Origin of the sequence: Paenibacillus phytohabitans (assembly GCF_013141775.1) — a bacterium.
Classification (GTDB): Bacteria; Bacillota; Bacilli; order Paenibacillales; family Paenibacillaceae; genus Paenibacillus_AQ; species Paenibacillus_AQ phytohabitans.
The window spans coordinates 106,867-132,688 of sequence record NZ_WHOB01000048.1; the positions used below are offsets into that span (position 1 = coordinate 106,867).

A 25,822-nucleotide genomic window follows, 5' to 3' on the forward strand; every position below is an offset into this window, starting at 1 on the left:
CCAAAACATCCAAAATAAGATACGTTTCTCCAATTGCTACTAATGATGCAGAGCCAGAGTGGGTATGATCTAGGATCACCATTTAAGCAGCTGCTAATTTCAATGGGGGATTCAGCCGGTACCTAACCATTGATTTTGGGGTGGACTAACGGACCGGGGGGCTCCCCTTTTCAAATCCATAGTCTCTTTCAACCTTGCAGATTCTTGTCTTATAAGTCATATACCAGTCCGCAATCCCTTTCCGCTGGGCGACCAGATGCCGTTCGTTGTGCTTCCATTGCTGGATAGCTTCGAGAGAATCCCAATAAGAGACAGTAATCCCTAGACCTTCTCTGGCGCTCTCTACTCCAAGAAATCCAGGCTGGGCGGCTGCGAGTTTGTCCATTTCCTCGGCCATCTCCGCATATTGGTTATCCCCGTCTGTCCGTTCAGATGTGAAAATCACTGCATAATAAGGCGGCGCTGGTGTGTTGGCAATTTCACTCATGAACTTTCCCTCCGTTTGATTGGAATGTTGCTATTTCATTTATTTATTTTATCAACTAATTCTTTATCTATAGTAGTGCATCTATGATCCGGATGTATAGCCTGGCGGACGAACCGGCCTGTCAGAGCTGCTTGAAGCAAGCGCCGGTCCACAAAAGCGGGATGGCAGGGTAGGGGATTGTGCAGCGGTAAAACAACGGGCGGAGGAGCAAAATCCGCGATTGAAGCCAGGGGCCTGCGGGCCGCGTTTGCGTGCAAGCTGGTTTTGGGTTAGAATTTTGCCGAGAAGAAGGGAGGGCATGTACATGCCGTTAACAGGAAAAGAATTGATCGAGGAAGTCCGGGCGACCGAGGTGCCCTATGGCTGTCTGGCCGTCTGGTTTCTGGGACAAGCCAGTGTGATTATCAAAGGGGCAGAGGTGACCGTTTATATTGATCCATATGTCTCTCCTGACCCGGACCGGACGTTCCCGCCGCCGATTCCGCCTGCGGAGATTACGAACATGCAAGTATGCCTGATCACCCATGACCACTCGGATCATCTGGATGAGCGGGCGTTGCCGATGCTTGCAGAGCTCAATCCCGCAGCCCGGTTTATAGCTCCGGCGGTCTGCCTGGAACGGTTGCAGGGACTCGGAATACAGAAGGAGCGCCTAACCGCAGCGTTGCCTGCTCATGCAGCAGAACCCGCACCCGGCCTGCAGGTGTTCCCGGTTGCTGCGGCGCATGAAGATCTGGAGCGCGATGAACAGGGCAACCCCAAGTATGTCGGCTACATCCTGCAGCTGAACGGGGTCACGCTGTATCATGCCGGAGATACGGTTCTGTTCCCTGAGCTGATTGAGGAAGTCGGCAGCCGGAAGGTTGATCTGGCGCTGCTGCCGATTAACGGCCGTGACTACTACCGGGGAAGCCGCAATATTGTCGGCAATATGAACTACCGGGAAGCGGCGGAGTTTGCGGCGACCAGCGGTTTTGAGACCGTCGTTCCGCTGCATTATGATCTGTACGCCGGTAACGCCGAGAATCCGGGGTATTTCGTCGATCACCTGTACCGCCACTTCCCGGAGCAGAAGTTTCATATGATGGCCAGAGCCGAACGGTTCGTCTATGTGTCGGCGCAGGCTTTTAAGAACAGCACTCCAGACTCCAAGTAAGCGCATTCAAAAGATCAGCCGAATTTCTTGAACACCATCCACAAAAGCGAAATCAGACACACGCCGACGGCGGCGAGAACCAGCGGAAACCACAGCGGAGCGGAGGTTGCAGCAATCTGGATCATCCCCATTCTGTGGTTCACCTCCTTCCGGTGCAGAGTTTGCGCTACTGCAGCGCAGGATAGAGCAGAGACACCTGATATTTGCTTAAGAAATCAATCCATTCTTCGGACGGCCGCTGATCGGTGACGATATAATCGACTTTGTCGAAGCTGAACAGCCGGATGAAGGCGATCCGGTCGAACTTGGAATGGTCGGCCAGGAGCACAACCTTGTTCGCCTGCTGCTGCATCAGCACCTTGAGCTCGGTCTCGGCTTCATTCGAATCGCTGAGTCCGCCGGTCATGGAGAGCGCCTTGCAGCTGAAGATGGCCACATCCACATTATATTTCAGGATCGTCTGCGACGCCGTCGGCCCTACAAAAGAGCTGGTCTCCGGACCCAGAATGCCCCCCGTGGAAATGAGCTTCTGTCCGGAATGCTGGAACTCTGACAATACCGCCAGGGAATTGGTGATGATTGTCAGATTTTTTTTGTCCTCCACGATTCTCCGCAAGCCTTCAAAAGCCGTTGTGCTGGTATCAGTCATCACACTGTCCCCGTCACTGATCAGCTCCAGCAGACATGCAGCAATCATCCGCTTCGCTTCAATGTTGACCTGATGCCTGTGGGAGTAGGAGGGGTCCTCGTTGGTATGGGCGTTCAGAATCGCCCCGCCGTAATTCTTCTTGGCAATACCCTCTTTATCCAGCCGGTCGAGATCACGCCGGATGGTCTCCTCCGATACACCGAATTTCTGCGCCAGGTCCGCTACGTGAACCTTCTTATGCCTGTATAGCTCGTTGATTACCAGATCCCGCCGTTCAAAAGCCTTCATCGCGTTGCCCACCCTTGATTAAATAGTTCTAGCCATAGTATATCAACTAGTTTACTACATATTTCTCCAAAACTTAAATAATTAAAACGAACATAATCCCACACTATATTTGAATTATATCACACAATACCACATAAATATCAAATATAAAGTGTGGAATATTGTTGACTTTATGAGTTTAGAAATCTATGATGGAGAAGAAAAGGATTAGTCGGCGGAGAATGCCCATAGTTTGCAGACAGTAGCAGGCTGTATTTGATAGCGCTTACTAATCGGAGTGTACAGCTCCAATGAAATTATTTTATCCAAATCAACCATTGATTCCGGGGAGGAACGGCAGTGACAGCAAATTATCCGAAGATTGGTATACGGCCTACGATTGACGGCAGAAGACGCGGGGTGCGTGAATCGCTTGAGGCCCAGACTATGGGGATGGCACAGCGTGTGGCGGCATTTTTGCAGGAGAATTTATTTTATCCGGACGGTTCGCAGGTGGAGTGTATTATTGCCGATTCTACCATTGGCGGTGTGAAGGAAGCTGCGGCGGCAGCGCAGAAGTTCGCAGGTGCGGGTGTAGGCGTATCAATTACGGTCACACCTTGCTGGTGTTACGGATCAGAAACGATGGATATGGATGCTTCGATTCCGCATGCGGTATGGGGATTTAACGGAACGGAACGCCCCGGGGCGGTGTATCTGGCGGCAGTGCTGTCTGCTTATGCGCAAAAAGGCATTCCGGCCTTCGGCATCTACGGCGAAGATGTTCAGGAATCCAGCAGTGAGGAGATCCCGGCGGATGTACAGGCCAAGCTGCTCCAGTTCGCGAAGTCGGCACTTGCGGCTGCACTGATGAAGGGGAAGTCTTATCTGTCGATGGGCTCCGTATCCATGGGGATCGCCGGTTCTATCGTCAACGAGCAGTTCTTCCAGGAGTACCTCGGCATGCGCAATGAGTATATCGATATGTCTGAATATGTCCGGAGATTCGAGGAAGAAATCTATGATCCTGAGGAGTTCAAGCGGGCACTGGCCTGGGTGAAGGACAACTGCCGGGTGGGAGCGGACAATAACCCGCAGCATCTGCAGCTCAGCGAAGAGGTTAAGGAAGAGCAATGGGAGACCTGTGTCAAAATGGCGCTGATTGCCCGCGATCTGATGATCGGCAATCCGGAGCTTGCGAAGCTTGGCTTCGAGGAAGAAGCAAACGGTCACAACGCTCTGCTGGGCGGCTTCCAGGGCCAGCGTCAATGGACGGACCATTTCCCGAACGGTGATTTCATGGAGACGATTCTTAACTCCTCGTTCGACTGGAACGGCAGACGGGCGCCTTATATTGTCGCGACCGAGAATGACAGCCTGAATGGGGTCACGATGCTGTTCAATTATCTGCTGACGAATACGGCGCAGATTTTTGCCGATGTCCGCACCTTCTGGAGTCCGGCTGCAGTGAAGCGTGTGACGGGATACGAGCTGGAGGGGGCGGCGGCAGGCGGTCTGCTGCATCTGATTAACTCCGGTTCAGCGGCACTGGACGGAACCGGTGAGCAGAGCATTGACGGCAAGCCGGCGATCAAGCCGTTCTGGGACATCACGGATGAGGAAGCGGCTGCCTGTCTCGCACAGACCCAGTTCCGCCCGGCCTCGCAGGAATATTTCCGAGGGGGCGGCTTCTCAACAGACTACCTGACCAAGGGCGGAATGCCGGTCACCATGGCCCGGCTGAATCTGGTTAAGGGGCTCGGGCCTGTGCTCCAGCTGGTGGAAGGCTTCACGGTGGAGCTGCCGGGAGAAGTGCATGATACGCTGGACCAGAGAACGGACCCTACCTGGCCGACAACCTGGTTCGCACCTAAGCTGACAGGCAAGGGCTCGTTCCAGTCTGTATATGATGTGATGAACAATTGGGGCGCCAACCACGGAGCGATCAGCTACGGGCATATTGGAGCCGATCTGATTACACTGGCCTCGATCCTGCGGATTCCGGTCAGTATGCATAACGTGGAGGATTCGCGTATTTTCCGGCCGCGTGTCTGGTCGCTATTCGGCACAGAGGATCTGGAAAGTGCTGACTATAGAGCCTGCCGCAACTTTGGGCCGCTCTACTAATCTTCAAAGTGAAGCGGGTGCGGAGAACATGGGCGAAGAGATAATCAAGCTGCTGGCAATCGATCTGGGTGCCAGCTCCGGCAGGGTCATGCTGGGAACGTATGCTGGAGGGAAGGTGGAGGTGGAAGAAATCCGCCGCTTCCCTAACGGGCCCGTAGAGGCTGACGAGCAGTTGTACTGGGATGTCCAGCAGCTGTTTCATGAGATGAAGCAGGGGATTCTGGAGGCCGCGAAGTCCCGCGGCCCATTGCAGTCTTTGAGTGTCGATACCTGGGGAGTCGACTATGGCTTCCTGGATGCTGAGGGGGAGCTGCTGTACTCCCCGCATCACTACCGGGACCAGCGGATGGAGGGTATTGCTTTGGCGTTGGAGGCAGCCCTGCCCCCTGAGGAGCAGTTCAAGCTGACGGGCAACCAGTCCAGCCCGATTAATACGGTGTATCAATTATTTGCCGATCTGCAGGCTAACCCGGAGCTTACACAAAAGGCCAGTCTGCTGCTGATGATGCCTGACCTGTTCAATTATATGTTCAGCGGCACGGCGGTCGCTGAGCAGACCATCTGGAGCACCAGCGGCCTGCTGAATCCGGATTCGTCTGCTCCGGCAAGCGAAGTGCTGCGCAGGCTGGAGCTCCCGGTGAAGCTGATTCCCCGGCTGGTGCCGGCGGGCACTGTAATCGGCGAGCTTCGGCCAGGCCTGCAGGAAGAGCTTGGTTCCGGCCCGCTCAAGGTCATTGCCGGGGCTTCGCACGACACTGCTTCCGCTGTGGCTTCCATCCCTTACGGGCTTGGAGGCTCCACCGGCGGAGAGGGTTCCGCCGCCTTCATCAGCTGCGGAACCTGGTCGCTGGTCGGCCTGGAGACTGCGGAGCCTATACTTAGCGCCGAGGCCGACGCCTACGGCTTCACCAATGAGAGCTGCTTCGGCGGCACGAACCGCCTGCTGAAGAATATCACCGGCCTGTGGCTGCTGCAGGAGACCCAGCGCGGCTGGGCAGAAGCGGGAGAACCGCTCAGCCATCAGGAGGCGGCAGAGCTGGCTGAGGGGCTGGACCGGTCGACAGCGCGTATAGCCGTTCTGGACCCGAACGATCCCCTCTTCAGCACCCCGGGGGATATGCCGCTGCGGATTGAATCGTATTGTATCCGCACAGGCCAGCCTGTACCGCAGAGCCGGGCGGAGATCATCCGCACCATTCTGGAGAGTCTGGCCCAGTCTTACGCCAGCACGATCCGTGAACTGGAGACACTCACAGGCAGCCCGGTCAGCTGCATTCATATGGTCGGCGGAGGCATCCAGAACAAGCTGCTATGCCAGCTTACAGCGGATGCCACAGGCAAAGAAATCATTGCCGGACCGGTAGAGGCAAGTGCAATCGGCAACGTATTGGTGCAACTGACGGCACTGGGAGCGATTGAAGCATCCGAAGCCAGAACAATTGTAGCCCGTTCCAGTGCCCCTGTCCGGTATCAGCCGGCTTTATCAATTATTCATAGCGATCAAGGAGGACAATGATGAATACGAAGGAAGAGGAATTGCGGCGGCTTATCTGTGATATCGGCCGCAATCTGTTTAATAAGGATTTTATTGCCGCCAATGACGGCAACATCTCGGCACGCCTGTCGGCTACAGAGGTAATCACCTCACCAACAGGAGTCAGCAAAGGCTATCTGCAGCCGCATATGCTGGTCAAAGTGAATCTGCAGGGAGATATCCTTGAAGCTGCGGAGGGCTACCGGCCATCCACGGAAGTGAAGATGCATCTGAAGATTTACAATGAGCTGCCGGAGATGGGCGGCGTAGTGCATGCGCATCCGCCGTATGCGACCGCTTTTGCCATCAAGGGCGAAGCGCTCGACAAGATGATGATGCCTGAGTCGGTGATTGCCATGGGGGATATTCCACTGGCGGTATACGGAACGCCTTCAACCGAGGAGATTCCGGATTCGCTGATCCCCTTCCTCGGCAAGAAAACGGCTGTCCTGCTGGAGAGCCATGGCGCATTGACCTGGGGCAAGGATGTAATGGCTGCCTACATGAATATGGAGCGGCTGGAATATACGGCGAAGCTAACCTTCCTGACCCGGATGATCGGCGGGGAACGTGAGCTTCCTCAGCACCGGATCGAGGAGCTGGTAGCTTTGAGATCGTTCTACGGCATGTAAGCCGCGGCTTCAACACAGGAATGAAGGAGGATAGTAGTCATGCTCAAAAAAATACCCAAGCTCCTCTCCCCCGAGCTGGTCCGTACCCTGATGGAAATGGGCCATGGGGATGAACTGGTCCTGGCGGATGCCAATTATCCGGGCCACGGGCTGCATTCCAGAGTGCTCCGGGCGGACGGCATTGGCATTCCCATGCTGCTGGACGCGATCCTGGAGCTGCTTCCGCTGGATCACTATGTGCCCGCACAGGCGGCATTCATGGCTGTGGTGGAGGGTGATCCTACCGTTCCGGTGATATGGGAGACGTACAGGGAGATCCTGGCCAAACATGACGCTGCGGCACAGGTGGAGTATGAGGAGCGTTTTGAATTCTACAACCGCTCGAAGCGGAGTTATGCGATCGTGATCACCGGGGAAGAGGCGCTGTACGGGAATATTATTCTCACCAAAGGCGTGATCCCGCCGGATGCAGGGGTATAACAACAGGTTCAAGTCTGCGTAATATCGCAGGATAAAGGATAATCCTTCACTTGACCTAATACTAAATTTATAAAAGATAAGACCGCCCGGCATTGGAGAGCGGTCTTATTGCTATATCAGTTGCTCAAATGTAGAAACGTCACATGAAATGTTATATGTTGTGTAATTTGGATCCACTGACCCTGGGTTTGCAAATATTTTGAGAGTAACTAGTGTGAAGTGAATAGATTTAATTGTATTTCGTGCAATTAAACAGATGGTGAAAAACCGGATTGTCCGTTTAACTGTATTCAGTACAATTAAAATCAGCGGTAAGTCTACTTTAGCGGAATATGGGGGTTTTTAAGTGTACAAAGTGCAATTAAAACCCTCGCAGCGCAAAAATTGATCACTTTAGTTGTACAAAATACACTTAGGACCGGAGCGAACGACCGGTTACTGTTAATTGCTCATTTCTAGTATTGAATCGGCCCTAAACCGGATTCAATATAAACAAGTGCCCCGTACGCCATATGACCGGGGCAATTGTTCATATTTCGTTATACATCCGCCGGAGCAGCTCTGCACTGCCGCTCATATGCACTTCGGGAGTGCTCTCCAGCAGGCCCTGAATATGCGGACGCTTATATTTCATGTAATGGAGCAGCGGAGCGAAGTTCAGCAGTCCCTGTCCTGCAGGGACGATCTCAATCCTGCCGTCTCTGACCGTGAAATCCTTCAGATGCAGCACCGCGATCCGGTCACCCAGCAGCTCAAGGGCCTCCGCAACAATACTCTCCTGCTGCAGGTAGTTATCCGGCGTCATCAGATTGGCGGCATCGAATATAATCTGCAGATTACTGGAGGCCACTTCGTCCAGCAGCCGTCTGGTCAGCTGAGCCGTGTGAAGCGGGTGGTTAATCCCTGCCTCGATGCCGACCGTTACCCCGAAACGCTCTGCTTCCGCAACCATTGCTTTGACAGAAGCCACAACTTGTTCAAAAGCTTCCTCAGTGAAATTATCCGGCGTATATCCCTTTCCCACACTGCCTGTCTCGGTACCTACGAGACTCGCCCCGAAATCACGGGCCAGCCGCAGATGGGTACTGAAGTCATTCAATGCCTGTACGCGCCGGGCGGGATCAGGATCGATGATGTTTACATAGCAGCCGAGCACGGCAATCCTGATGCCGGCCTGCCTGAAGGCTTCGCCATAATAGGCAGCCGTTCCCGGACTGAGTGCGCCGAGTGTAGGCGCACTCTCCGGAAAGGACTTATGCAGCGCGAACTGAATAGAGGAGAAGCTGTGCTCTTCTAGCTTCTCAATCAGCTGCGGCAAAGGACACGGGTTGAAATCATGGGCGCGGACGCCGAGGTGAAACGGTACAGTCATATGTTCTACTCCTTTGCTCTGCAATTTCCCGCAAATAAGGCCGCCTGTGTCCGCAAGGGCACAGGGCGGCCTATTCCAGGAATTCAATGAAGCGGCTTAACGCACTATACCCGCAAGTAAGGCTGCAGTGCCGAGAGTCCCTCAGTCTGTTCCATCGCTTCTGCTACCAGCGAGGCGATCCGCTGCGCGCCTGCCTGCGAGAAATGGGTGTCATCTGCGATCCCGTCCGGGTAGTTGGGATGGCTGCCCGGCGGCAGATGCATGAACAGCTGCTGTGAGCCTTCGATTCCCAGCGAGCGGTAGAGCTGCTGCGAGGAGGCGAAGATATCGAGCAGCGGTGTTCCGGTCTCCGCTGCAACCTCGCGCATGGCCTGCGGGTATGGCCCCACGGCCTCAGGATCAGGTTCACCCTCCGCGGTGAAGCGGCGGCGGCTCACAGAGGTCAGCAGCAGCGGGAACCCGCCGCGGCTGCGGGCGGAATCGATGAACACCTTGAGATTCTGGCGGTATTCAGTATCCGGATCGGTATAACGCGCCGGATCTTCAATCTTCTGGTCATTATGACCGAACTGGATCAGCAGGAAGTCTCCAGCCTGGAAGTCCTGCTCAATCTCCGCAAGCCTGCCCTCAGTCAGGAAGGAGCGAGTACTCCGTCCGTTCACTGCCCGGTTCTCAATCCGCACCTCCGGTCCCACATGCCCGTGCAGAAATTCTCCCCATCCGGTCATCGGCGATTCGGAGGCCGCCTTCCGGGCTGCGGTAGAATCTCCGGCAATATAGATAGTCGGCATCTTCAGCACTCCTTCACCCGGGCGGTAACCTCCACCGAGCTGCCGGAGGTCTGGAAGCCGAAATAGCCTGCTGCATTATTGTAGGAGATATCCTCTACCATAGCGCCCAGTAAGTCTATGTCATCCGGTGCCTCACCGCGTTCCACGAGTTCACCGATCAGCTCACAGAGCACCCGGCGGAAATATTCGTGCCGGGTATAAGAGAGGAAGCTGCGTGAATCGGTCAGCATGCCGACGAAGTTACCCAGCAGGCTGTTGTCAGCCAGCAGCGTCAACTGCTGGCGCATACCGCTGCGCGTATCGTTGTACCACCAGCCGGAGCCGAGCTGGAGCTTGCCGGCGGTATCCTTCTGGTAACAGCCCAGCAGGGCCAGCAGGGCAGGATAGTCGCCGGGGTTCAGCGAGTACAGAATCGTCTTCGGCAGCCCGCTGCCGCTCTCGGCACGGTCAAGCAGCTGCGACAGCGGTGTGGTCAGCGGCAGGTCGTTAATGCCGTCGTATCCGGTATCCGGGCCTAGCTTCCGGAACATCGGCGTATTGTTGTTGCGGTAGGCATGCAGATGAAGCTGCATGGTCCAGCCTTTGGCCTGGTAGAAGCCGATCAGTGCAGTCAGCAGCTCTGTACGGTAGAGGGTGATTTCCTGCGGTGACAGGGAAGCACCCTGCAGTCTTTTGGCGAAGACCGCCTCGGCAGCTTCCGGTTCACCGGCTTCGTAACGCAGCACATCAAGGGCATGGTCCGACAGGCGGCAGCCATTCTCATGGAAGAAGTCCACACGGTTGCTCAGTGCCTCAAGCAAGGCCGCATAAGTCTTAACCGGCTGGCCGGCGGCTTCCTCCAGCTTACCGATCCAGGCACTGAAGCCTTCGGCATCGATGTTCAGTGCCTTGTCGGGACGGAAGGTCGGGAACACCTGGAACGCGGTCTCAGAGTCTCTGAGCAGCTTGTGGTATTCCAGCGAGTCTGCCGGATCATCCGTAGTACAGATTACCTTGACGTTCGAATTGCGGATCAGACCGCGCCGTGTAAACGCCGGTTCGGCCAGCTTGCGGTTGACCTTCTCCCAGATGGCCGGTGCAGAAGCTTCGTTCAACAGCTCATTAACGCCGAAGAAGCGGCGGAGCTCCAGATGGGTCCAGCTGTACAGCGGGTTGCCGATGGCTTTCGGGAGTGTCCGGGCCCAGGCCAGAAATTTATCATAATCGGAGGCATCCCCGGTAATATGCGATTCCGGCACACCGTTCGCGCGCATCAGCCGCCATTTGTAATGATCTCCATAGAGCCAGGCTGCCGTGAGGTTCTCGAACGGTTTATCTTCATAGATTTCGCGCGGGTCCAGATGGCAATGGTAATCGACAATCGGCATTGCTTTGGCATGCTGATGAAAGAGCTGGCGTGCGGTATCGCCGGATAACATGAAATCTTCATTAAGAAACATGGATAAGATCTCCCTTTACATGAATTTGGATAGGGTTTTATAGCGTAACACCGGTTTTGAAAATAGCCAGCTCGCGCACTTCATTCTGCTCGTTCCGTGTTTTTTGGCCGCTGGCGACATCTATGATATAAGTGATGAATTCCTCCAGCACATCGGCCATCGGTGTTTCCAGCAGAGGACCGGCGTTGAAGTCCATCCAGTGGCCTTTTTTGGCAAAAAGATCGTTGTTAGTGGCCACCTTCACCGTAGGTACGAAGCTGCCGAACGGCGTTCCGCGTCCGGTAGTGAACAGCACCAGCTGGCAATCCGAAGCAGCGAGAGCGGAGGCGGCAACCAGATCGTTGCCGGGAGCCTGCAGGAGGCTCAGCCCTTTTTTGCGCAGCTTCACGCCATATTGCAGCACATCCACCACCGGCGAAGTTCCGGCCTTCTGGGTGCAGCCCAGCGATTTGTCCTCCAGGGTGCTGATGCCGCCGGCCTTGTTGCCGGGAGAAGGATTCTCGTATACAGGTTCGCCGTACGAGAGGAAATACTGCTTGAAGTTATTGATCAGCGACACGATCTCTTCATAGACCTCATGGCTTTCTGCACGCGCCATCAGCATCTTCTCCGCACCGAACATTTCCGGCACTTCCGTCAGCACCGAGGTTCCGCCCTGGGAGATGATGAAGTCGGAGAACGCGCCCAGCAGCGGATTGGCTGTGATCCCGGAGAACCCGTCGGAGCCGCCGCATTTCAGGCCGATGTTCAGCTCACTGAGCGGAACCGGCTCACGGACATCGTTCTTCGCAGCCTCATACAGCTGCTCCAGCAGCTCAAGGCCGGCTTCTACCTCATTGCCCACCTCCTGGGCAACCAGGAATTTCACCCGTGACTCGTCATAATCCCCCAGCATGCTGCGGAATTCAGCGACAATGTTGTTCTCGCAGCCGAGCCCGAACACGAGCACCCCGCCGGCGTTCGGATGATTCACCGCGTCGAGCAGAATGCTGCGGGTCATGCGGTGATCATCGCCGAGCTGCGAGCAGCCGTAAGGATGCTTCAATACCGTGAAGTTATCGAAGCCGCCAAGATCGGGATGCTCAGCCTTGAACTCCTGCAGCATTTGCTCGGCAATCCCGTTCACACAGCCCACGGTCGGGATAATGAACAGATCATTACGGATGCCGACCTTGCCATTGCTCCGGCGGTAGCCCTGGAAGGTCAGATCACGCCGGGGGTAGGTAACCTGGTGAACATCCGGCACATACTCATATTCCTCTTCGCCGGACAGATTGGTCTTGATATTATGCGTATGAATCCAGTCCCCTGCGGCAATCGGAGCGATGGCATGGCCGATAGGATAACCGTACTTGGTGATAACCTCATCAGTCTGGAAATCAGTCAGGGCAATCTTGTGGCCCTGCGGAATATCCTGTGCTGCCTGAAGCGTCAAGCTGTCTATGGTGAGCTGCTCCCCGGCCGATAACGGCCGCAGGGCTACAGCTACTGTATCTCTGGGGTTCATTTTCATTAAGTGCTTCATGTTGGACCCTCCTAAGTTTTGTTAGTTATTGCTTTAGCCGACAAGCTGCTGCAGAGCGGCGCGGGAATCCTGCTTCTCCAGCTGCTGCAGATGGGCGTTAATCTCAGCTGTAAGTCCGGGCAGCAAGGACAAATCCTGTCCCCACAGGCTGGTGTTGCTGAGAATGGTGCCTGCGAAGCTTGCCGGATCACTCCATGACTGTGTGAAAATCTCCAGGATTTCCGGACTGTCCTGCAGCGGCACACGGTCTCCCCGGTAGCTGAGCAGGAGTGCGGCGAAGGCGAGCGTAATGCGCTCCGGAAGCTTGCCGCGTTCCTGCTGATAGCGGAGGAGCACCGGGAGCAGCCGGGTTTTGAATTTGGAGATGCTGTTCAGCGAGATGGAAGTCAGCTCATGGCGGATGAACGGATTTCTGAACCGTTCCTGCACGGCATCCGCATAGGACAATAGCTCTTCAGCAGGCAGATCCAGCATAGGAATCAGTTCATCTTCGATCAGCTGCTTCACGAAGCGGGAGAACGTTTCGTCATTCATAACATCCTCAACGGTTTCCAGACCCGCCAGCAAACCCAGCGGAACCATAGCCGTATGCGGCCCGTTCAGCAGATGAACCTTGCGCTCGCGGTATGGAGTCATATCAGGGGTGACCACAACGTTCAGTCCGGCCTTGGCCAGCGGCAGCCGTTCAGTAAGTGATTCCGGTCCTTCAATGACCCAGAACAGGAATGGCTCAGCCGTAACCATCACATTGTCCAGATACCCCAGCTCGGCTTCCAGCTCAGCGGCCTTATCGCGCGGATAACCCGGAACGATCCGGTCAACCAGACTGCAGCAGAAGGTATTCTCCTCCTTCAGCCATTGCAGGAATTCCCCGCCCAGATTCCAGTCAGCGGCGTATTGCTGCACAATCTCCTGCAGTTTCTCGCCGTTGCGGTCGATCAGCTCGCAGGGGATGATGACGAAGCCTTTTTTGCCCAGCTCGAAACGGCGGTGGAGCAGCGCAGTCAGCTTGCCCGGGAAGCTCTTCGGCGGCGTGCCGTCTGCACGGTCGCCCGGTAGATAGGCAATACCGGCTTCCGTCGTGTTGGAGGTGATGAATTCCAGCTCATCATTCTCAGCGAGCGCAAGGTAACTCCCGTAATCGCTATAAGGGTTAATCACGCGGCTGACCGAAGAGATGATTTCCCGCGAGTTGACTGTCTGGTTATCCATAATGCCGTTCAGCAGCACGGTGTAGAGATTATCCTGGGCGGCCATGAATCCGCCGAGCCCCTGTTCAATCGGCTGTACCAGCACTGCGCTTCCGTTGAACAGGCCTTGGTTGTTCATCTGCTGCAGCTGCCAGTCCACGAAGGCGCGCATGAAATTACCTTCACCGAATTGGATCATACGCTCGGGATGCAGGATTAACTCCGGGTGAGTGCTTTTGGATAAACGGTTTGTCATAATGGTCATGATCTCCTTTTAAAATATAATGTCATAAATGCACACGTTAACATTTTATTTTGAGCAAACCCGGAAATGCCGTCTTTGTAAGACGTTATTCGTGTCTGCTGAAAATACAAAGCGGGCAAGCCGGATAACCCGGCACATGCCGGGAATTCACTGCGGCAGAACCCTGCGCTCAGATCTTGGCGACAGTATCGCGTACCATGAGGCCGGTCTTGACGAATAGCTGCTGCGGCTCTGTTTCGGGCTGGATCAGCAGCTGAATCAGCATTTTCATACCGAGTTCACTGATCTCTGCAATGGGCTTGCGGACGGTGGTCAGGGCAGGATTCGTATAGCGGGCGAACATAATGTCGTCGAATCCGATCAGCGAAATTTGTCCCGGCACATCTACCTTATGGGCATAACAGGCGTTCATCGCGCCAATGGCCATATCATCGTTGGAGCAAAATACAGCCGTAGGCTGATCCTCAAGGCTGAGCAGCGCGGTCATTGCCGCATAGCCGCTCTCGATGCTGTAATCCCCTGAAGCGAAATAATCGGGATTCAGCGCCAGACGACCTGCAATCAGGCTGTCCATGAACCCTTGCTTGCGTTCGCTGGACGATTTGAAGCCGGGCTTCCCTTCAATAATAGCCAGCTTCCGGTGCCCTTGAAGCACAGCGTAATCAATGGCTTCCTTCACGCCTTCGCGGTCATTGGCTACCACATTCATAATGCCCGGGTCCTCCAGCTGGCGGTTCAGCACCACAAGCGGTATGCCCATCTTCTTCACATGATAAATGAAGGCATTATCCTCATCGCTCTGGCTCATGACCAGAATGCCGTCGAAACGCTGGGGCTGAATATTGCTGAAGTTATGGACACCGTCTATTCCGTTAACGGTCAGATTGTAGTTCTCATCCAGGATATGCGTAATGCCTTTGATAGCATCAACCAGGAAGCTGGCTGAAGTACCCTGCTCAATGCTTGAGAAGAACAGCCCGATGGTGAACGATCTCTTCGTAACCAGACTCTTGGCACTGTAATTCGGCACATAATTCATTTCCGCGGCGATTCGCTCAATCTTATCCCGGGTGACTTTCTTGATCAGCGGGCTGCCGTTCAGCGCTCTGGATACAGTCGTGTGGGAGACGCCGGCGACGCGTGCAATATCTTTGATGGTAATCATGACATCTCTCCGGGAAAATAGAATTGTTAACGATTTCAGTTTAGTGCTACAGCCGCGTCAAGTCAAGACTTTATTGAAATGCACACGTTAAAATTTTATCTGGAACATTGCTGCGGCCGGCGGTATAATTTACGTGTCAAGGAATGCCGCTTTGAACAGAACTTATTTCTTAAGGAGGACGAAGCAATGCTGGTGGGCAAGCGGGAATTTTGCGATTACCAGAGTATCCAGGCAGCGGTGGATGAACTTGAACGGGATCCGCTGGAGAAGCCGGTGACCCTGTATATTATGTCAGGTGTGTATCAAGAGGCGGTAAGAATATACCGGTCCAATCTTAATATAGTGGGCATCGGGGAAGTGGTAATCACCATGAACAGACATGCCAAGGAGCTGGACGAGTCAGGAGAAGAGCTGGGTACCTTTGCTACACCGACACTGTTCCTCGGCGGCCGGAGGCTGATGCTTGAGAACCTGATTATTGCGAACACAGCAGGGCAAGGAAATGACATCGGGCAGGCTGTAGCGGTGTCGGCCCATTGTGATGAGACCTTATTCCGGAGCTGCAGCTTCAGGGGCCATCAGGATACACTGTTCACCGGACCGTTGCCGCCGTTTACCAAAGCTGGGAAGGCCTTTGGAGGCGTTCCGCTTAAGGAGCAGCACGCCGTTTGCCGCCAGCTGTACACGAATTGTTATATCGAAGGAACGATTGATTTTATTTTTGGCGGAGCAGCAGCTTATTTCGAGCATTGTGAGATCCGCAGTCTGCGTCATTATAACGACGGGCCGGGTTACATCACAGCGGCATCCACGCCGCAGCATCAGGAGTATGGCTATCTGTTCAACGAGTGTTATTTTACGTCGGACCCGGGGGTTAGCTGTGTCTATCTGGGACGCCCGTGGCGCGGATACGCCAGAACGGATATTGTGAACTGCCGGCTGGGCGGGCATATTCATCCCTCCGGGTGGGACCCCTGGGGGAATCCCGGGAATATGCAGACGGCCATTTACCGGGAATACGGCATAGCCGGTGATGATCCGGTGCGTTCCAAGCGTGCAGCCTGGGCATTTATTCCTGAAGAGAAGGAAGCGGCGGCAGGCAAAGAGCGGTTTTTACCGGGACGGATTTCTGGACAATGGAAGGCGTGGAGCCCTCTAAGCGCTGAAGCAGCAGGAATAAGTTGACTGCTTCAGAAGGCAATTCTGCGGCCTGTTATCAGGCAAAAGGCGTATACATGAGCAGGTCATGTATACGCCTTTTTTGAAATTCACTTCCCCAAGCAGGAAAACTCCGGCCCAAAGGGGAAAGTACAGCATAGGCCTGTTAGCGGCGTGAGGCTTGATTGTGCTGGAATTTGGTAATATCGCGGGCGTAATGCGAGACAGTGCCGTCGAATCTTTTGAGCCGCACATATTCCTCGGAGAATTTCTCTACAATTCCGACTCCAACCTGGGAGTACATTCCATCGGGGTCAAGCTGCAACGCGGACACGAAGGTCTGCGATAAAGCGGCAACCCAGAAATCAGCATTTTGGACAAGTGTCTGCGGCATAATCCCAGCCCCTTCCATGTGTAGTATAAATATAACGGTGCAGAATCTTAAACACTATTCTACGACAGACAGCGGATTTTGAAAATAGGATTTCTTTTCTGAAATAGTTGAAAATATTCCCCCGGATTGTGCTTGAAGGCCGGACGGAGGATGAAGGTGGCTGTTCCCTCGTGAGTGTTGGGAGTAAGACGGTTTATACTACGCTGGCGGTACTGGTTATGGTGAACAATAAATATAGGAAATAAGGTGGAGGGCAGTATGGAAGCAGAAACACAGCAAGCGCGGGAGATATTCATCCGGTATCTGGGCAGCCCGGCCCAAATGCACCGTGAAGGTGCCCTTAAGCAGTACAATCAATATGGCATTGTCCGGGAAATGGAGCTTCAATGGTTTCAGGAGATGATCGCGGAAGGGTGCGGGCGCCTGTCGATCAGGGACTGGGAGGCTGTTGCCCGGCTTGAAGCCTTGTCCAAGAACTATCAGGACCCGGTCATTGTGGACAAGACAGCTTCGTTCGCCTCCCGCAACCTGATGAGCGCAGACAGTATAGTCAGACTGATGTATGCCGAAGCTCTGGTAGAAATCATCCGCGCCCATAAAATAGTAATTACCCGCGAGCTGCTGTTCAGCGCCTGCCGGGTCGCCGTGCAGCTGCTTGAAAGTGTGGTAACACAGCCGCTGGTGACAGACCCCGGCCATGAGCTGCAGCAGCTCGGACTCAAGGACAAACGGGCGCTGAACAGCCGGGCGAAGAAAAGCATTGAAGAAGTGGAGCGCCTGATTAACTGACCGGCATAACCGTTATTATGGAAGGGGAAACTCAGATGCAGATAAGAACCGAGACAGCGCAGGATTATATTCAAGTATTTGAACTGAATGTCAAGGCGTTCGGGAACCGCGAGGATGAATCCAGGCTGATTGAGCGGATCAGAGCTTCGGAGGAGTTCGTGCCGGAGCTGTCCATTGTTGCCGAGCAGGATGGCGCTGTAATTGGGCATATTTTATTAAGCCGTGCCAAGGTATTGGACGGGAATCATTCACAAGAAGTAATCGTACTTGCCCCCATCGCAGTCGATCCGCAGATGCAGCGTCAGGGAATTGGCGCAGCACTGATCCGCGAAGGCACAGAACGCAGCAGGCAGCTGGGTTATGAAATAATTCTGCTGATCGGGCACCCAGGCTATTATCCCCAATTCGGCTTCACGCCCGCGCGCGCCTATGGCCTTGCGCTGACGCAATTCACTGTACCGGATGAAGTGTTTCAAGTATACGGGCTGCAGGAAGGGGCGCTGGAGAAGGTGAAGGGCGAGCTGATCTATCCGGCGGCATTCTTTTGATACGTGAAGAGCAATAAGCTTCTCACAATACATTACAGGCACTAACGTGACATAAGGCTGTCCAGTTTGTTATGTTACGCTGTTCTGACAAGTGATCTGAACACAATCAGCAGGAGGAATCATAGGATGGCGGAACCATTAAAAGCAATGTACAACAAGGAATTCCTGCGCAGCCTCGGCGCGAAGATCCAGGCCGTATACGGTTCATTTGATACGGACGACTTCACCGCTGCGGCGATGAAAGAGCCTTGGGAGGAACTGGAGCTTAAGGCGCGGATGCGGCGGATCACGGAGACACTGGGGGCATTCCTGCCATCACGTTATGAAGAAGCATTAGATATTTTGTACGCCATCGATAAAGACTGTGTCGGATTTCCGTATCTGATCTTCCCTGATTTCGTCGAGGTATTTGGCGGCAGGGAGGAGCACTGGGAGTTGTCCATGGCGGCGCTGGAACGGTTCACGCCGAAATCCTCGGCAGAGTTCGCCGTCAGGCCGTTCATGCTGCGGGACCCGCAGCGGATGATGATTCAGATGCTGGCCTGGGCAGAGCATCCGGATGAGCATGTGCGGCGTCTGGCCAGCGAAGGCAGCCGGCCCCGTCTCCCATGGGGCCAGGCGCTGCCGGTGTTCAAGCGCGATCCGTCCCCGGTGCTGCCGCTGCTGGAGAAGCTGAAGGCGGACCCGTCGCTCTATGTACGCAAGAGTGTGGCCAACAATCTGAATGATATCGCGAAGGACCATCCGGCTGTCGTCATTGAGACGGCCCGCCGCTGGAAAGGCAATAATGTGAATACGGACTGGATTGTGCGGCATGGCTGCCGCTCGCTGATCCGTAAGGCGGACCCTGAGATCATGGAGCTGTTTGGTTATGCTCCTGAAGCGGGCGGTGCTCCGCTGGTTACCGCCGCTGTACTCGCTGTTCAACCGGCTGAGGTGCGGATCGGTGACAACTGCGAACTGCAGTATGCCCTCACGATCCGGGAAGGTGAACCGGTGCGAATCCGGATCGAGTATGGGATTAACTTCATGAAGGCCGGGGGGAAGACCTCGCGTAAGCTCTTTTTATTGTCCGACAAAACCGTCCCCGGCGGATCCAGACTGTCTGGCACGCGGACGCACCGCTGGGCCAACCTGACCACCCGCCGTCATTATCCGGGAGAACACACCCTAACGCTACTGGTGAATGGCCGCGAAGCTGCAAGCACGTCACTGCTTCTAGAGCCGCAGGATGAAAGGGGAAATGTACAATGATCACCAACAATCTGTTAATCAAGCTGAAGGATGGCAGCCCGGAACGTATTGCTGAAGCCCGTGAAGTGCTTCTGGGCATGCGTGGTCAAATCGCGCATATCCATGAACTGAAGGTGGAGGTGGATGTCCGCAGCGGCGCTTACGATCTGATGCTGATTGTGCAATATGAGAGCATGGCGGATCTGGAAGCCTATCTGGTTCATCCGGTGCATGTCAGGGTTTCGGAATACATTACAGGTGTGCTGCAATCGGCAGCTTCCTTTTGTTACGAATCCTGATTCCCTAAATGTCAGAGATTCAGCGAATCTTGAGGTATATGCGGATTATCCGCAACACCTCCTGCACCAAGCTGCACAACAAAGCGGATGTCCAGGCAGCCCTCTCAGGGCTTCCGGAACATCCGCTTCTTTATTTCAGCCAGCTGTGTCCACCGCACAATATATGCGCCAACAACAGCCCTGACTAATCTTTGATATTGCCTGCCATCTTAAGCCGTTTGGCAATCTCCTTGAATTCCTCAGCCGAGATTCCCGGTGCGAATTCCTCCTTGGACTCGGGAGCCTCGGGAATCGGTACACCTTCAGGCACGCCCTGAATAACCTCAAGCGGGAGCCCGTCCTCTGGATGGGTGCCCTTCCAGATCTGGTCAATGGAGCTGAAATCCTTATCGCTCCAGGTGTACAGCTTCGTATGCACGCCTTTTTCTTCATACTTTCTGGCTTCATTGAACGATTTGTTGTCCAGGGAAGGGATCGGCACAAGCTTGGTTACATTGACGCCTGTGGCAATTTCCAGTGCCTTGGCATAAGCGACCACATGAACGCCTCCACGGACAAGGAGGAAACCGACAACAGCGCGCGCAGCCGGATGGTCGGTCATTTCGTAGACCTTCATTTTATGTGTTCTGGCCCCGCATTCCAGGAAGAAGTTATGCAGCAGATCTTCCACCAGGTTGCCGCTGTTGAACACATTGGCCCCGGTCCAGGGGTTACCCATCGAATCGAACGGCATGGCACCCTGGGCTCCGGCCAGGAAGTGATAGGACAGCCGGGCATCTTTTACAGCATCCAGTGGAGTAGAGTCCGGCTTCTTATAATCCGTGGAACCTCTTAGACATTTGTTTACAGCATGGGAGACGAGTTCGACATGGCCTAACTCCTCTGCGGTAATGCTCATAACCAGATCGTAAAAGGGCTTCAGCTTCTCTTTGGAACGGAAGTTAAAGGACTGATACAGATAGTTGTTGAGTGTTGACATTTCACCAAATTTACCGCCAAGCAGTTCCTGTACAGCCGCAGCGGCATTGGGATCTGGTTTCTCGACGTCCGGAATCTCAATCATAATCTCATCCATGCGTTTGAACATTGGCTTGTCATCCTCCTTAGCGCTTCAGCAGTCTTGATATTGCTGTACAGCCCTAAATTAAACGCAATCCTTCATGCTCAAACACATCAACGGGCCGGAAGCTGTATATGCAGCTGGTGGTTATTCTTCGTTTCCCGCGCAGCCATTCCCAGGACATAACTTCTTGTCCCGCTGGCGGGGGCCTTCTGCCAGAGGCGGTAGCCTTCCGTAGCGATTACAGCTGCATTGTCAGTACTGGCGGTCCCTGCAAAATAAATCTCATTCAGCCGGCCGACCACATCCGCCATCGCGTTCAGCTCGGCATCCGTGTAATTAGCATACGCTGTGTCCGCGGTCAAACGGGAATAACTGCGGGTCGCGGAGCGCTTGCGAAAATTCGCTTCGCTGTAAGTGTTGAACTGCAGCAGATTCTGATCTGTGCTGCCCGACGCAGCGGCCCACAGCTCCATCCCTAATTTAGCTGTATTGTAATCCAGGGTCTGATTGGCGGCTGAATAGTTTAAGATGCCGTATTGATGCGGGAATACCGATAATGCACTGTCTGCGATGTCATAGATGTTGTTGCCGTCCTTCTGATATTCACTTATATCCTGAATATGAATGTGGCCGCTGAGTGTGGTATGGATATTATTGCGCAGCAGGGCGTCAATAACCTGCCCGTTATCATCGACAGTGAAGCCCTCCTGGATGAAGTCACTGTGATCCAGCAGGCTATGGTGCATGACCGCTACGATCTGCGCACCTTGTGCCGTAGCCATTTCACCACACGCATCAATCCATTTCAGTGTCGAAGCGCTCACCCTGCCCTCAAGCTGCGGATTTCCCAGATCCTGATTATTTTTGTATTGTGCAGTATCGAGCATGAGCAGCCACAGATCATCTGACGGGGCAGCCAGATAGCTCAGCGAGTTCTTATCCTCCAGCAGCGCTTCATCGTAACCGAAGCTGCCATAGATCTTGCGGAACTCTTTGGCTGTAACGGAATCCGTGTCATATTGGCGCTTACCCTTGAATTTGCGGGCCCAGGGATTCTGGATATCGTGATTGCCGGGGATCACATATACCCGGGTCCCGGTCTCCTGTTCGATGGTCTTCAGATGTTTGGCCAGATCCTTATGGCTGGCTTCTTCACCGTTGTTGCTGAGATCTCCGCTAATGATGACGGCATCGGGCTTGCGGATGCCAATGTCGTATCCGAGGGCTTCCATCATTTCGTTGCTGTATCCCAGCTGTTTACCATCCCCGGCAGCCAGAAACTGATTGAAGGCAGGCCCGAGATCCCTCAGGCTTTGCGATAAATAGTGTGTGTCGGTAGTCGTAAGAATACTAAGATCATGGCCGGACTGTATACGATATTGTGGTTGTTGTTTCTCTTCTTGCCCGCTGCAGGATGATGTGAGCAGCAGCAATAGGGAGAGTATGACGGACTTACGGACGGATAACATGGGTTCTGCACCTCTTTTCCTGGTAAAAACCGCAAAAAGGTGTCCCCGGCAAGATTGCCCTGAAGGGAACACCTCCTGTACAGAATAACTTATTTCTTGACTTCAGTCACACCGGTTACCTTACCTTGGTCAGCGGCCGTGTAGGTAGCCTGGTATTTGGCATCCGAGAAATAGACATTGCCTTCAATGGTAGCATTCACAACGGCGAAGCCGTCAGCTTCAACGTAGACATCCCCGACAAAGGTACCGCCTTGTATCCGGGCATTTTCACTGCGGATTGTCATTTTTGGAGCGGTGAGCGTGAAGGAATTGGTGATGTTATGATCTGCGTCCTGGGTATAGAGCGCGATTTTACGGGCCGGCTCTTCCTTATTGATGAACTGTCCGTCTACCACAAGCTCTTCCGTGAAGGTCAGGTCGTTCAGGACTGCGGCGATCCAGTGGCCGTCTTTGCTGATCGCCTTCTTGAAGGCTTCATTATTATCAACGACGGAGACCGATGTTACAGCATCCGGTGCTTCAGTGGCCGTGGCCGTGTTGCCGTTATTTGCGGACGTGTTTGTATTTGCCGCATTGTTGTTTGCCGAGTTGCCGCATCCGACGAGCAGGGTCAGAGTGAATACGGCTGCTATTGCTGCGAGCTTTCTCATGTAAATAACCTCCTTGGGGTGTGTGTTGCTGCAGATTTGTTTTTCCTTTAAAATTAATATAGAATGATTAGTACGGAATTAATGTGATTTAATTCACAATAGTAGAATAATATTTACCGATCGTTCTATAAATGGTAAAATTGACCCAGAAAGGAGCATGATGATGGCGAGAAGCAAAGAATTCGATATTGATGACGTACTATTGAAGGCGATGAATATCTTCTGGCAGCAGGGCTATGAGAAAACCTCGATGCAGGATCTTGTAACCGGCATGGGGATTCACAAGAGAAGCATGTATGATACATTTGGAGACAAGCATACTTTATATATAAAAGCACTGGAGCGGTTCGCAGCCATCAACGCCTCCCGGATGGAGGGCCGTATCGAAGGCATTTCCTCAGCCAAGGCTGCAATCACCCTGCTGTTCGAAGCAACGATCCACAGGAGTGAAGACGAGCCCAAGGGCTGTCTGCTGGTGAATACCGCAGTGGAGCTGTCCAATCATGATCCGGAAGCAGCAACCAAAGCGAATGATGCTTTTCTGAATACCGAACATCTTATCGAACGGCTGATCCGGCACGGACAGGCTAGCGGAGAGATCTCCGGCCGGCATGAGGCCTCTGCGCTTGCTGCTTATCTGCACAATGCCCTCGTCGGGCTGCGGGTCATGGTCAAAGCCACCCGGGATATTGACAAGCTCCAGACTATCGTTAACACTACGCTTGCCGTACTGGAATAATGCGGCCTTAATAGTATGAACGCGCCTGCTGGTAATTATCCAATTTAAATTTCGGCTCACAGCAGGCGCTGAGCTTATTTGCACTTCAATATCGCCGCGGTTTGGATTACAATATGATTTTGATGATTCATGAAGCGTGCAGGAAGGAGCTATATTCATGGCTAAGCAGAAATACTATGTAGTGTGGGAAGGCAAGCAGCCGGGAGTGTACAGCACTTGGGCAGAATGCCAGGCGCAGACCGATCATTATACCGGAGCGAAATATAAGTCTTATGAGAGCAGAGCGGCAGCGGATACGGCTTATAAGGCGGGCTGGAAAGGCAACTGGGGAACAGGTGCGTCCTCATCCGGCGCAGGTGCCAAGAGTAAAACGGCAAGCAGCTGGAGCCGCAGTGCCTCGGTAGAAACGTCAGAGGAGATTGATTATGACAGCATCTCTGTAGATGTCGGCACCCGCGGCAATCCCGGACCGGTTGAATACAAAGGCGTAGACACGCAGACCGGGGACATTATTTTTTCCTGCGGTCCAATCAGTAAGGGGACGAATAACCTCGGGGAATTTCTGGCGATTGTCCATGCGCTGGCTCTGCTTAAGAAGGAAGGCAGCAGCCGTACGGTCTATACCGACTCCGTGAATGCGATGAAGTGGGTGAAGCAGAAGAAGGTTGCTACTACCCTGCCCCGGGATGCTTCCACAGAGGAAATCTGGACGCTGATTGACCGGGCGGAGAGCTGGCTGCGCAGCCATACATATGAGAATAAGGTGCTGAAATGGCAGACTAAGGTATGGGGCGAGATCAAAGCAGATTACGGGCGCAAATAAATTTTGCGGGATCTGGTTAATAACAGGTAATGAATGAATACTACAGGGAAGCAAGCAGGAGGAGAACGGGATGTTCGGCAATGATTGGGATGAGGTTCTGCAGGAAGAAACGCATAAGCCCTATTTCGAGGAGCTGCGTTATGCGCTGGCACGTGAATATAAGCAATATACAGTCTATCCGCCAAAAGACAAGCTGTTCTCAGCGCTGAAGCTGACGCCTTACAGCAAGACCCGGGTGGTCATTCTGGGTCAGGACCCCTATCACGGGGCGGGACAGGCTCATGGGCTGAGTTTCTCGGTCGAGCCGGGAGTGCGGATTCCTCCGTCACTGCGCAATATTTATACCGAGCTGCATAATGATCTGGGTGTACCTGTGCCGAACCATGGTTCTCTGCTCCACTGGGCAGAAGAAGGGGTGCTGATGCTTAACGCAGTGCTGACCGTACGTGAAGGCCAGCCGAACTCGCATAAAGGCCTGGGCTGGGAGACGTTTACAGATGCCATCATGGAGAAGCTGAATGAACGGACAGAACCGATGGTGTTCATCCTGTGGGGCAGTCATGCCCAGCTCAAAGGGGCTTCGATTGACCGCAGCAGGCATAAGGTTATTCAGTCTCCGCATCCAAGTCCGTTCTCGGCCCACCGCGGATTTCTCGGCAGCCATCCGTTCTCTCAGGCTAACTCCTATCTGGAGTCGCACGGGCTTACAGGAATCGATTGGTCCATACCGAATGTATAAGTAGCACGGACACAGCGAAGGGGGTGGAGCCATGAAGCATTGGGTAGGCAGACCGGTCATAATGTACTGCGGAGAAGAGCCATATACGATCATGAAAGGCGTGCTGCGCAGATGGGACCCTGCAGCTTCAGTAGCCGTAATCGGACATCAGGAGATTGCCGTCCCTTTTCGTGACATTGTGTTCATAAAGGCATTGGCTCCCAAGGAGAGGGCATTGCCCCCGGTCCTCCATTCCGTAGGGTACGTGATGAGGGAACGCCAGCAGTTTGACAACGCGGTATATTTCAAGTCGGCGGTCACCATCTGGAAAGGCGATCAGCTGGTTGCCCTCAATACGACCATCGTAGCGCACACCAAGGGTTCAGTCACGCTCCGCGACGGGCAGAACCTGCTGAAGGGCAATCACATTTTTGTGGTGCGCTCTCTGCGGGGCTGAAGTTTCGGAACGGAAAGCTTCAGAAGGTACAGCAAAACGGGCAAACCTCTTATTTAGAGACTTGCCCGTTTTTTTGTTTTTGTTATTTGGACAATATGATATTTGACTGTTGTGGATAAGATCTGCGTAGTAGTTATGGATAAGATTCTTTGGAATTGTGGCAGATTCGTCTAAATTAATCCCTCTGATCCCGCCTGAAGTGGACGGAATGGTGAAATTAAAGGGATAAATCCCTCTGTTCCCGCCGAAAGTGGGCGGAATGGGAAAATTAAAGGGATAAATCCCTCTGATCCCGCCGAAAGTGGGCGGAATGGTGAAATTAAAGGGATAAATCCCTCTGATCCCGCCGAAAGTGGGCGGAATGGGAAAATTAAAGGGATAAATCCCTCTGATCCCGCCGAAA

General features: G+C 53.7%; 27 protein-coding genes. 14 read left to right on the forward strand and 13 right to left on the reverse strand.

The genetic code is table 11. The features are described from left to right. Positions 1-145: 145 nt before the first annotated feature. Positions 146-487 (reverse strand): antibiotic biosynthesis monooxygenase family protein, encoded by a 342-nt coding sequence (locus GC101_RS16840; protein ID WP_171718177.1) that lies wholly within the window; start codon positions 485-487, stop codon positions 146-148. 304 nt (positions 488-791) lie between these two features. On the opposite strand from GC101_RS16840, the gene GC101_RS16845 reads away from it, so the two are divergent. Further along, positions 792-1,643: an MBL fold metallo-hydrolase gene (locus tag GC101_RS16845; RefSeq protein WP_246354372.1), complete on the forward strand. Its 852-nt coding sequence runs from the start codon at positions 792-794 to the stop codon at positions 1,641-1,643. Positions 1,644-1,809: 166 nt separating this feature from the next. On the opposite strand, the gene GC101_RS16850 is transcribed toward GC101_RS16845, so the two are convergent. Further along, positions 1,810-2,580 (reverse strand): DeoR/GlpR family DNA-binding transcription regulator, encoded by a 771-nt coding sequence (locus tag GC101_RS16850; protein ID WP_039295325.1) that lies wholly within the window; start codon positions 2,578-2,580, stop codon positions 1,810-1,812. A 339-nt stretch (positions 2,581-2,919) separates the two neighbouring features. Here GC101_RS16850 and GC101_RS16855 point away from each other — a divergent pair, with 339 nt between their 5' ends. Genes GC101_RS16855 through fucU form a run of 4 tightly spaced genes read left to right on the forward strand, consistent with a single transcriptional unit; the run spans position 2,920 to position 7,332 of the window. Beyond that, positions 2,920-4,686: an L-fucose isomerase gene (locus GC101_RS16855; RefSeq protein WP_171718179.1), complete on the forward strand. Its 1,767-nt coding sequence runs from the start codon at positions 2,920-2,922 to the stop codon at positions 4,684-4,686. Positions 4,687-4,714: 28 nt separating this feature from the next. Further along, a complete protein-coding gene (locus tag GC101_RS16860; protein WP_171718180.1) occupies positions 4,715-6,202 on the forward strand; it encodes a rhamnulokinase in 1,488 nt (495 codons plus the stop codon). Beyond that, positions 6,199-6,852 (forward strand): class II aldolase/adducin family protein, encoded by a 654-nt coding sequence (locus tag GC101_RS16865; protein ID WP_231575179.1) that lies wholly within the window; start codon positions 6,199-6,201, stop codon positions 6,850-6,852. The genes GC101_RS16860 and GC101_RS16865 overlap by 4 nt, the downstream gene beginning before the upstream one ends. A gap of 39 nt (positions 6,853-6,891) precedes the next feature. Beyond that, positions 6,892-7,332, forward strand: a complete 441-nt coding sequence (gene fucU, locus GC101_RS16870) for an L-fucose mutarotase (RefSeq protein WP_171718181.1) — start codon at positions 6,892-6,894, stop codon at positions 7,330-7,332. Between the two features lie 529 nt (positions 7,333-7,861). Here fucU and GC101_RS16875 read toward each other — a convergent pair. From GC101_RS16875 to GC101_RS16900, 6 genes are all read right to left on the reverse strand, one after another. Next, positions 7,862-8,704, reverse strand: a complete 843-nt coding sequence (locus tag GC101_RS16875) for a sugar phosphate isomerase/epimerase family protein (RefSeq protein ID WP_171718182.1) — start codon at positions 8,702-8,704, stop codon at positions 7,862-7,864. Positions 8,705-8,808: 104 nt separating this feature from the next. After that, complete coding sequence (locus tag GC101_RS16880; protein ID WP_171718183.1) at positions 8,809-9,495, reverse strand: rhamnogalacturonan acetylesterase; 687 nt, start codon at positions 9,493-9,495, stop codon at positions 8,809-8,811. 2 nt (positions 9,496-9,497) lie between these two features. Continuing rightward, a complete protein-coding gene (gene uxaC, locus GC101_RS16885) occupies positions 9,498-10,934 on the reverse strand; it encodes a glucuronate isomerase (RefSeq protein ID WP_171718184.1) in 1,437 nt (478 codons plus the stop codon). 37 nt (positions 10,935-10,971) lie between these two features. Further along, positions 10,972-12,459 carry a UxaA family hydrolase gene (locus tag GC101_RS16890; RefSeq protein WP_171718185.1) on the reverse strand — a complete coding sequence of 496 codons (1,488 nt, stop codon included), beginning with the start codon at positions 12,457-12,459 and terminating at the stop codon, positions 10,972-10,974. Positions 12,460-12,492: 33 nt separating this feature from the next. Further along, positions 12,493-13,905, reverse strand: a complete 1,413-nt coding sequence (locus tag GC101_RS16895; RefSeq protein WP_171718186.1) for a tagaturonate reductase — start codon at positions 13,903-13,905, stop codon at positions 12,493-12,495. A gap of 178 nt (positions 13,906-14,083) precedes the next feature. Next, positions 14,084-15,079, reverse strand: a complete 996-nt coding sequence (locus GC101_RS16900; protein ID WP_171718187.1) for a LacI family DNA-binding transcriptional regulator — start codon at positions 15,077-15,079, stop codon at positions 14,084-14,086. A 186-nt stretch (positions 15,080-15,265) separates the two neighbouring features. Between GC101_RS16900 and GC101_RS16905 the strand changes: the two genes are divergently transcribed. Continuing rightward, positions 15,266-16,264: a pectinesterase family protein gene (locus tag GC101_RS16905; RefSeq protein WP_171718188.1), complete on the forward strand. Its 999-nt coding sequence runs from the start codon at positions 15,266-15,268 to the stop codon at positions 16,262-16,264. A 139-nt stretch (positions 16,265-16,403) separates the two neighbouring features. Here GC101_RS16905 and GC101_RS16910 read toward each other — a convergent pair whose 3' ends face one another. Next, complete coding sequence (locus GC101_RS16910; protein WP_052421961.1) at positions 16,404-16,631, reverse strand: hypothetical protein; 228 nt, start codon at positions 16,629-16,631, stop codon at positions 16,404-16,406. 258 nt (positions 16,632-16,889) lie between these two features. Here GC101_RS16910 and GC101_RS16915 point away from each other — a divergent pair, with 258 nt between their 5' ends. From GC101_RS16915 to GC101_RS16930, 4 genes are all read left to right on the forward strand, one after another. After that, on the forward strand, positions 16,890-17,420 hold the full coding sequence (locus GC101_RS16915) for a hypothetical protein (protein ID WP_171718189.1): 531 nt from the start codon (positions 16,890-16,892) through the stop codon (positions 17,418-17,420). A gap of 35 nt (positions 17,421-17,455) precedes the next feature. Continuing rightward, a complete protein-coding gene (locus GC101_RS16920; RefSeq protein ID WP_171718190.1) occupies positions 17,456-17,968 on the forward strand; it encodes a GNAT family N-acetyltransferase in 513 nt (170 codons plus the stop codon). 126 nt (positions 17,969-18,094) lie between these two features. Then, positions 18,095-19,222: a DNA alkylation repair protein gene (locus tag GC101_RS16925; protein ID WP_171718191.1), complete on the forward strand. Its 1,128-nt coding sequence runs from the start codon at positions 18,095-18,097 to the stop codon at positions 19,220-19,222. Continuing rightward, positions 19,219-19,500 carry a Dabb family protein gene (locus tag GC101_RS16930; protein WP_042138801.1) on the forward strand — a complete coding sequence of 94 codons (282 nt, stop codon included), beginning with the start codon at positions 19,219-19,221 and terminating at the stop codon, positions 19,498-19,500. Before GC101_RS16925 ends, GC101_RS16930 begins: the two co-directional genes overlap by 4 nt. A 184-nt stretch (positions 19,501-19,684) precedes the next feature. On the opposite strand, the gene GC101_RS16935 is transcribed toward GC101_RS16930, so the two are convergent. From GC101_RS16935 to GC101_RS16945, 3 genes are all read right to left on the reverse strand, one after another. After that, entirely contained in the window at positions 19,685-20,587 is a 903-nt protein-coding gene (locus GC101_RS16935; RefSeq protein WP_039295366.1) for a manganese catalase family protein, read from the reverse strand. Positions 20,588-20,673: 86 nt separating this feature from the next. Beyond that, on the reverse strand, positions 20,674-22,032 hold the full coding sequence (locus GC101_RS16940) for a metallophosphoesterase (protein WP_171718192.1): 1,359 nt from the start codon (positions 22,030-22,032) through the stop codon (positions 20,674-20,676). Between the two features lie 89 nt (positions 22,033-22,121). Continuing rightward, positions 22,122-22,682: a hypothetical protein gene (locus GC101_RS16945; protein WP_042138799.1), complete on the reverse strand. Its 561-nt coding sequence runs from the start codon at positions 22,680-22,682 to the stop codon at positions 22,122-22,124. A 157-nt stretch (positions 22,683-22,839) separates the two neighbouring features. Here GC101_RS16945 and GC101_RS16950 point away from each other — a divergent pair, with 157 nt between their 5' ends. From GC101_RS16950 to GC101_RS16965, 4 genes are all read left to right on the forward strand, one after another. Further along, complete coding sequence (locus tag GC101_RS16950) at positions 22,840-23,421, forward strand: TetR/AcrR family transcriptional regulator (RefSeq protein ID WP_342421776.1); 582 nt, start codon at positions 22,840-22,842, stop codon at positions 23,419-23,421. 157 nt (positions 23,422-23,578) lie between these two features. Beyond that, on the forward strand, positions 23,579-24,244 hold the full coding sequence (gene rnhA / locus GC101_RS16955; protein ID WP_171718193.1) for a ribonuclease H: 666 nt from the start codon (positions 23,579-23,581) through the stop codon (positions 24,242-24,244). Between the two features lie 70 nt (positions 24,245-24,314). Beyond that, positions 24,315-24,983 (forward strand): uracil-DNA glycosylase, encoded by a 669-nt coding sequence (gene ung / locus GC101_RS16960; protein ID WP_039295373.1) that lies wholly within the window; start codon positions 24,315-24,317, stop codon positions 24,981-24,983. Positions 24,984-25,014: 31 nt separating this feature from the next. Continuing rightward, entirely contained in the window at positions 25,015-25,419 is a 405-nt protein-coding gene (locus tag GC101_RS16965; protein WP_039295375.1) for a hypothetical protein, read from the forward strand. Between the two features lie 170 nt (positions 25,420-25,589). Here GC101_RS16965 and GC101_RS35785 read toward each other — a convergent pair. Next, the coding region (locus GC101_RS35785) for a hypothetical protein (protein ID WP_216626637.1) at positions 25,590-25,822 on the reverse strand (233 nt) is incomplete at its 5' end.

What these genes read in the sequence shown, in the direction of transcription:
- GC101_RS16890 (WP_171718185.1), bottom strand. Translation starts at nt 12,459, where the DNA reads ATGAAGCACTTAATGAAAATGAACCCCAGAGATACAGTAGCTGTAGCC.
- GC101_RS16935 (WP_039295366.1), bottom strand. Translation starts at nt 20,587, where the DNA reads ATGTTCAAACGCATGGATGAGATTATGATTGAGATTCCGGACGTCGAG.
- GC101_RS16880 (WP_171718183.1), bottom strand. Translation starts at nt 9,495, where the DNA reads ATGCCGACTATCTATATTGCCGGAGATTCTACCGCAGCCCGGAAGGCG.
- uxaC (WP_171718184.1), bottom strand. Translation starts at nt 10,934, where the DNA reads ATGTTTCTTAATGAAGATTTCATGTTATCCGGCGATACCGCACGCCAG.
- GC101_RS16840 (WP_171718177.1), bottom strand. Translation starts at nt 487, where the DNA reads ATGAGTGAAATTGCCAACACACCAGCGCCGCCTTATTATGCAGTGATT.
- GC101_RS16965 (WP_039295375.1), top strand. Translation starts at nt 25,015, where the DNA reads ATGAAGCATTGGGTAGGCAGACCGGTCATAATGTACTGCGGAGAAGAG.
- GC101_RS16915 (WP_171718189.1), top strand. Translation starts at nt 16,890, where the DNA reads ATGGAAGCAGAAACACAGCAAGCGCGGGAGATATTCATCCGGTATCTG.
- ung (WP_039295373.1), top strand. Translation starts at nt 24,315, where the DNA reads ATGTTCGGCAATGATTGGGATGAGGTTCTGCAGGAAGAAACGCATAAG.
- rnhA (WP_171718193.1), top strand. Translation starts at nt 23,579, where the DNA reads ATGGCTAAGCAGAAATACTATGTAGTGTGGGAAGGCAAGCAGCCGGGA.
- GC101_RS16895 (WP_171718186.1), bottom strand. Translation starts at nt 13,905, where the DNA reads ATGACAAACCGTTTATCCAAAAGCACTCACCCGGAGTTAATCCTGCAT.
- GC101_RS16940 (WP_171718192.1), bottom strand. Translation starts at nt 22,032, where the DNA reads ATGTTATCCGTCCGTAAGTCCGTCATACTCTCCCTATTGCTGCTGCTC.
- GC101_RS16860 (WP_171718180.1), top strand. Translation starts at nt 4,715, where the DNA reads ATGGGCGAAGAGATAATCAAGCTGCTGGCAATCGATCTGGGTGCCAGC.
- GC101_RS16945 (WP_042138799.1), bottom strand. Translation starts at nt 22,682, where the DNA reads ATGAGAAAGCTCGCAGCAATAGCAGCCGTATTCACTCTGACCCTGCTC.
- GC101_RS16845 (WP_246354372.1), top strand. Translation starts at nt 792, where the DNA reads ATGCCGTTAACAGGAAAAGAATTGATCGAGGAAGTCCGGGCGACCGAG.
- GC101_RS16930 (WP_042138801.1), top strand. Translation starts at nt 19,219, where the DNA reads ATGATCACCAACAATCTGTTAATCAAGCTGAAGGATGGCAGCCCGGAA.
- GC101_RS16875 (WP_171718182.1), bottom strand. Translation starts at nt 8,704, where the DNA reads ATGACTGTACCGTTTCACCTCGGCGTCCGCGCCCATGATTTCAACCCG.
- GC101_RS16925 (WP_171718191.1), top strand. Translation starts at nt 18,095, where the DNA reads ATGGCGGAACCATTAAAAGCAATGTACAACAAGGAATTCCTGCGCAGC.
- GC101_RS16900 (WP_171718187.1), bottom strand. Translation starts at nt 15,079, where the DNA reads ATGATTACCATCAAAGATATTGCACGCGTCGCCGGCGTCTCCCACACG.
- GC101_RS16905 (WP_171718188.1), top strand. Translation starts at nt 15,266, where the DNA reads ATGCTGGTGGGCAAGCGGGAATTTTGCGATTACCAGAGTATCCAGGCA.
- GC101_RS16920 (WP_171718190.1), top strand. Translation starts at nt 17,456, where the DNA reads ATGCAGATAAGAACCGAGACAGCGCAGGATTATATTCAAGTATTTGAA.
- fucU (WP_171718181.1), top strand. Translation starts at nt 6,892, where the DNA reads ATGCTCAAAAAAATACCCAAGCTCCTCTCCCCCGAGCTGGTCCGTACC.
- GC101_RS16950 (WP_342421776.1), top strand. Translation starts at nt 22,840, where the DNA reads ATGATGATGGCGAGAAGCAAAGAATTCGATATTGATGACGTACTATTG.
- GC101_RS16850 (WP_039295325.1), bottom strand. Translation starts at nt 2,580, where the DNA reads ATGAAGGCTTTTGAACGGCGGGATCTGGTAATCAACGAGCTATACAGG.
- GC101_RS16910 (WP_052421961.1), bottom strand. Translation starts at nt 16,631, where the DNA reads ATGCCGCAGACACTTGTCCAAAATGCTGATTTCTGGGTTGCCGCTTTA.
- GC101_RS16865 (WP_231575179.1), top strand. Translation starts at nt 6,199, where the DNA reads ATGATGAATACGAAGGAAGAGGAATTGCGGCGGCTTATCTGTGATATC.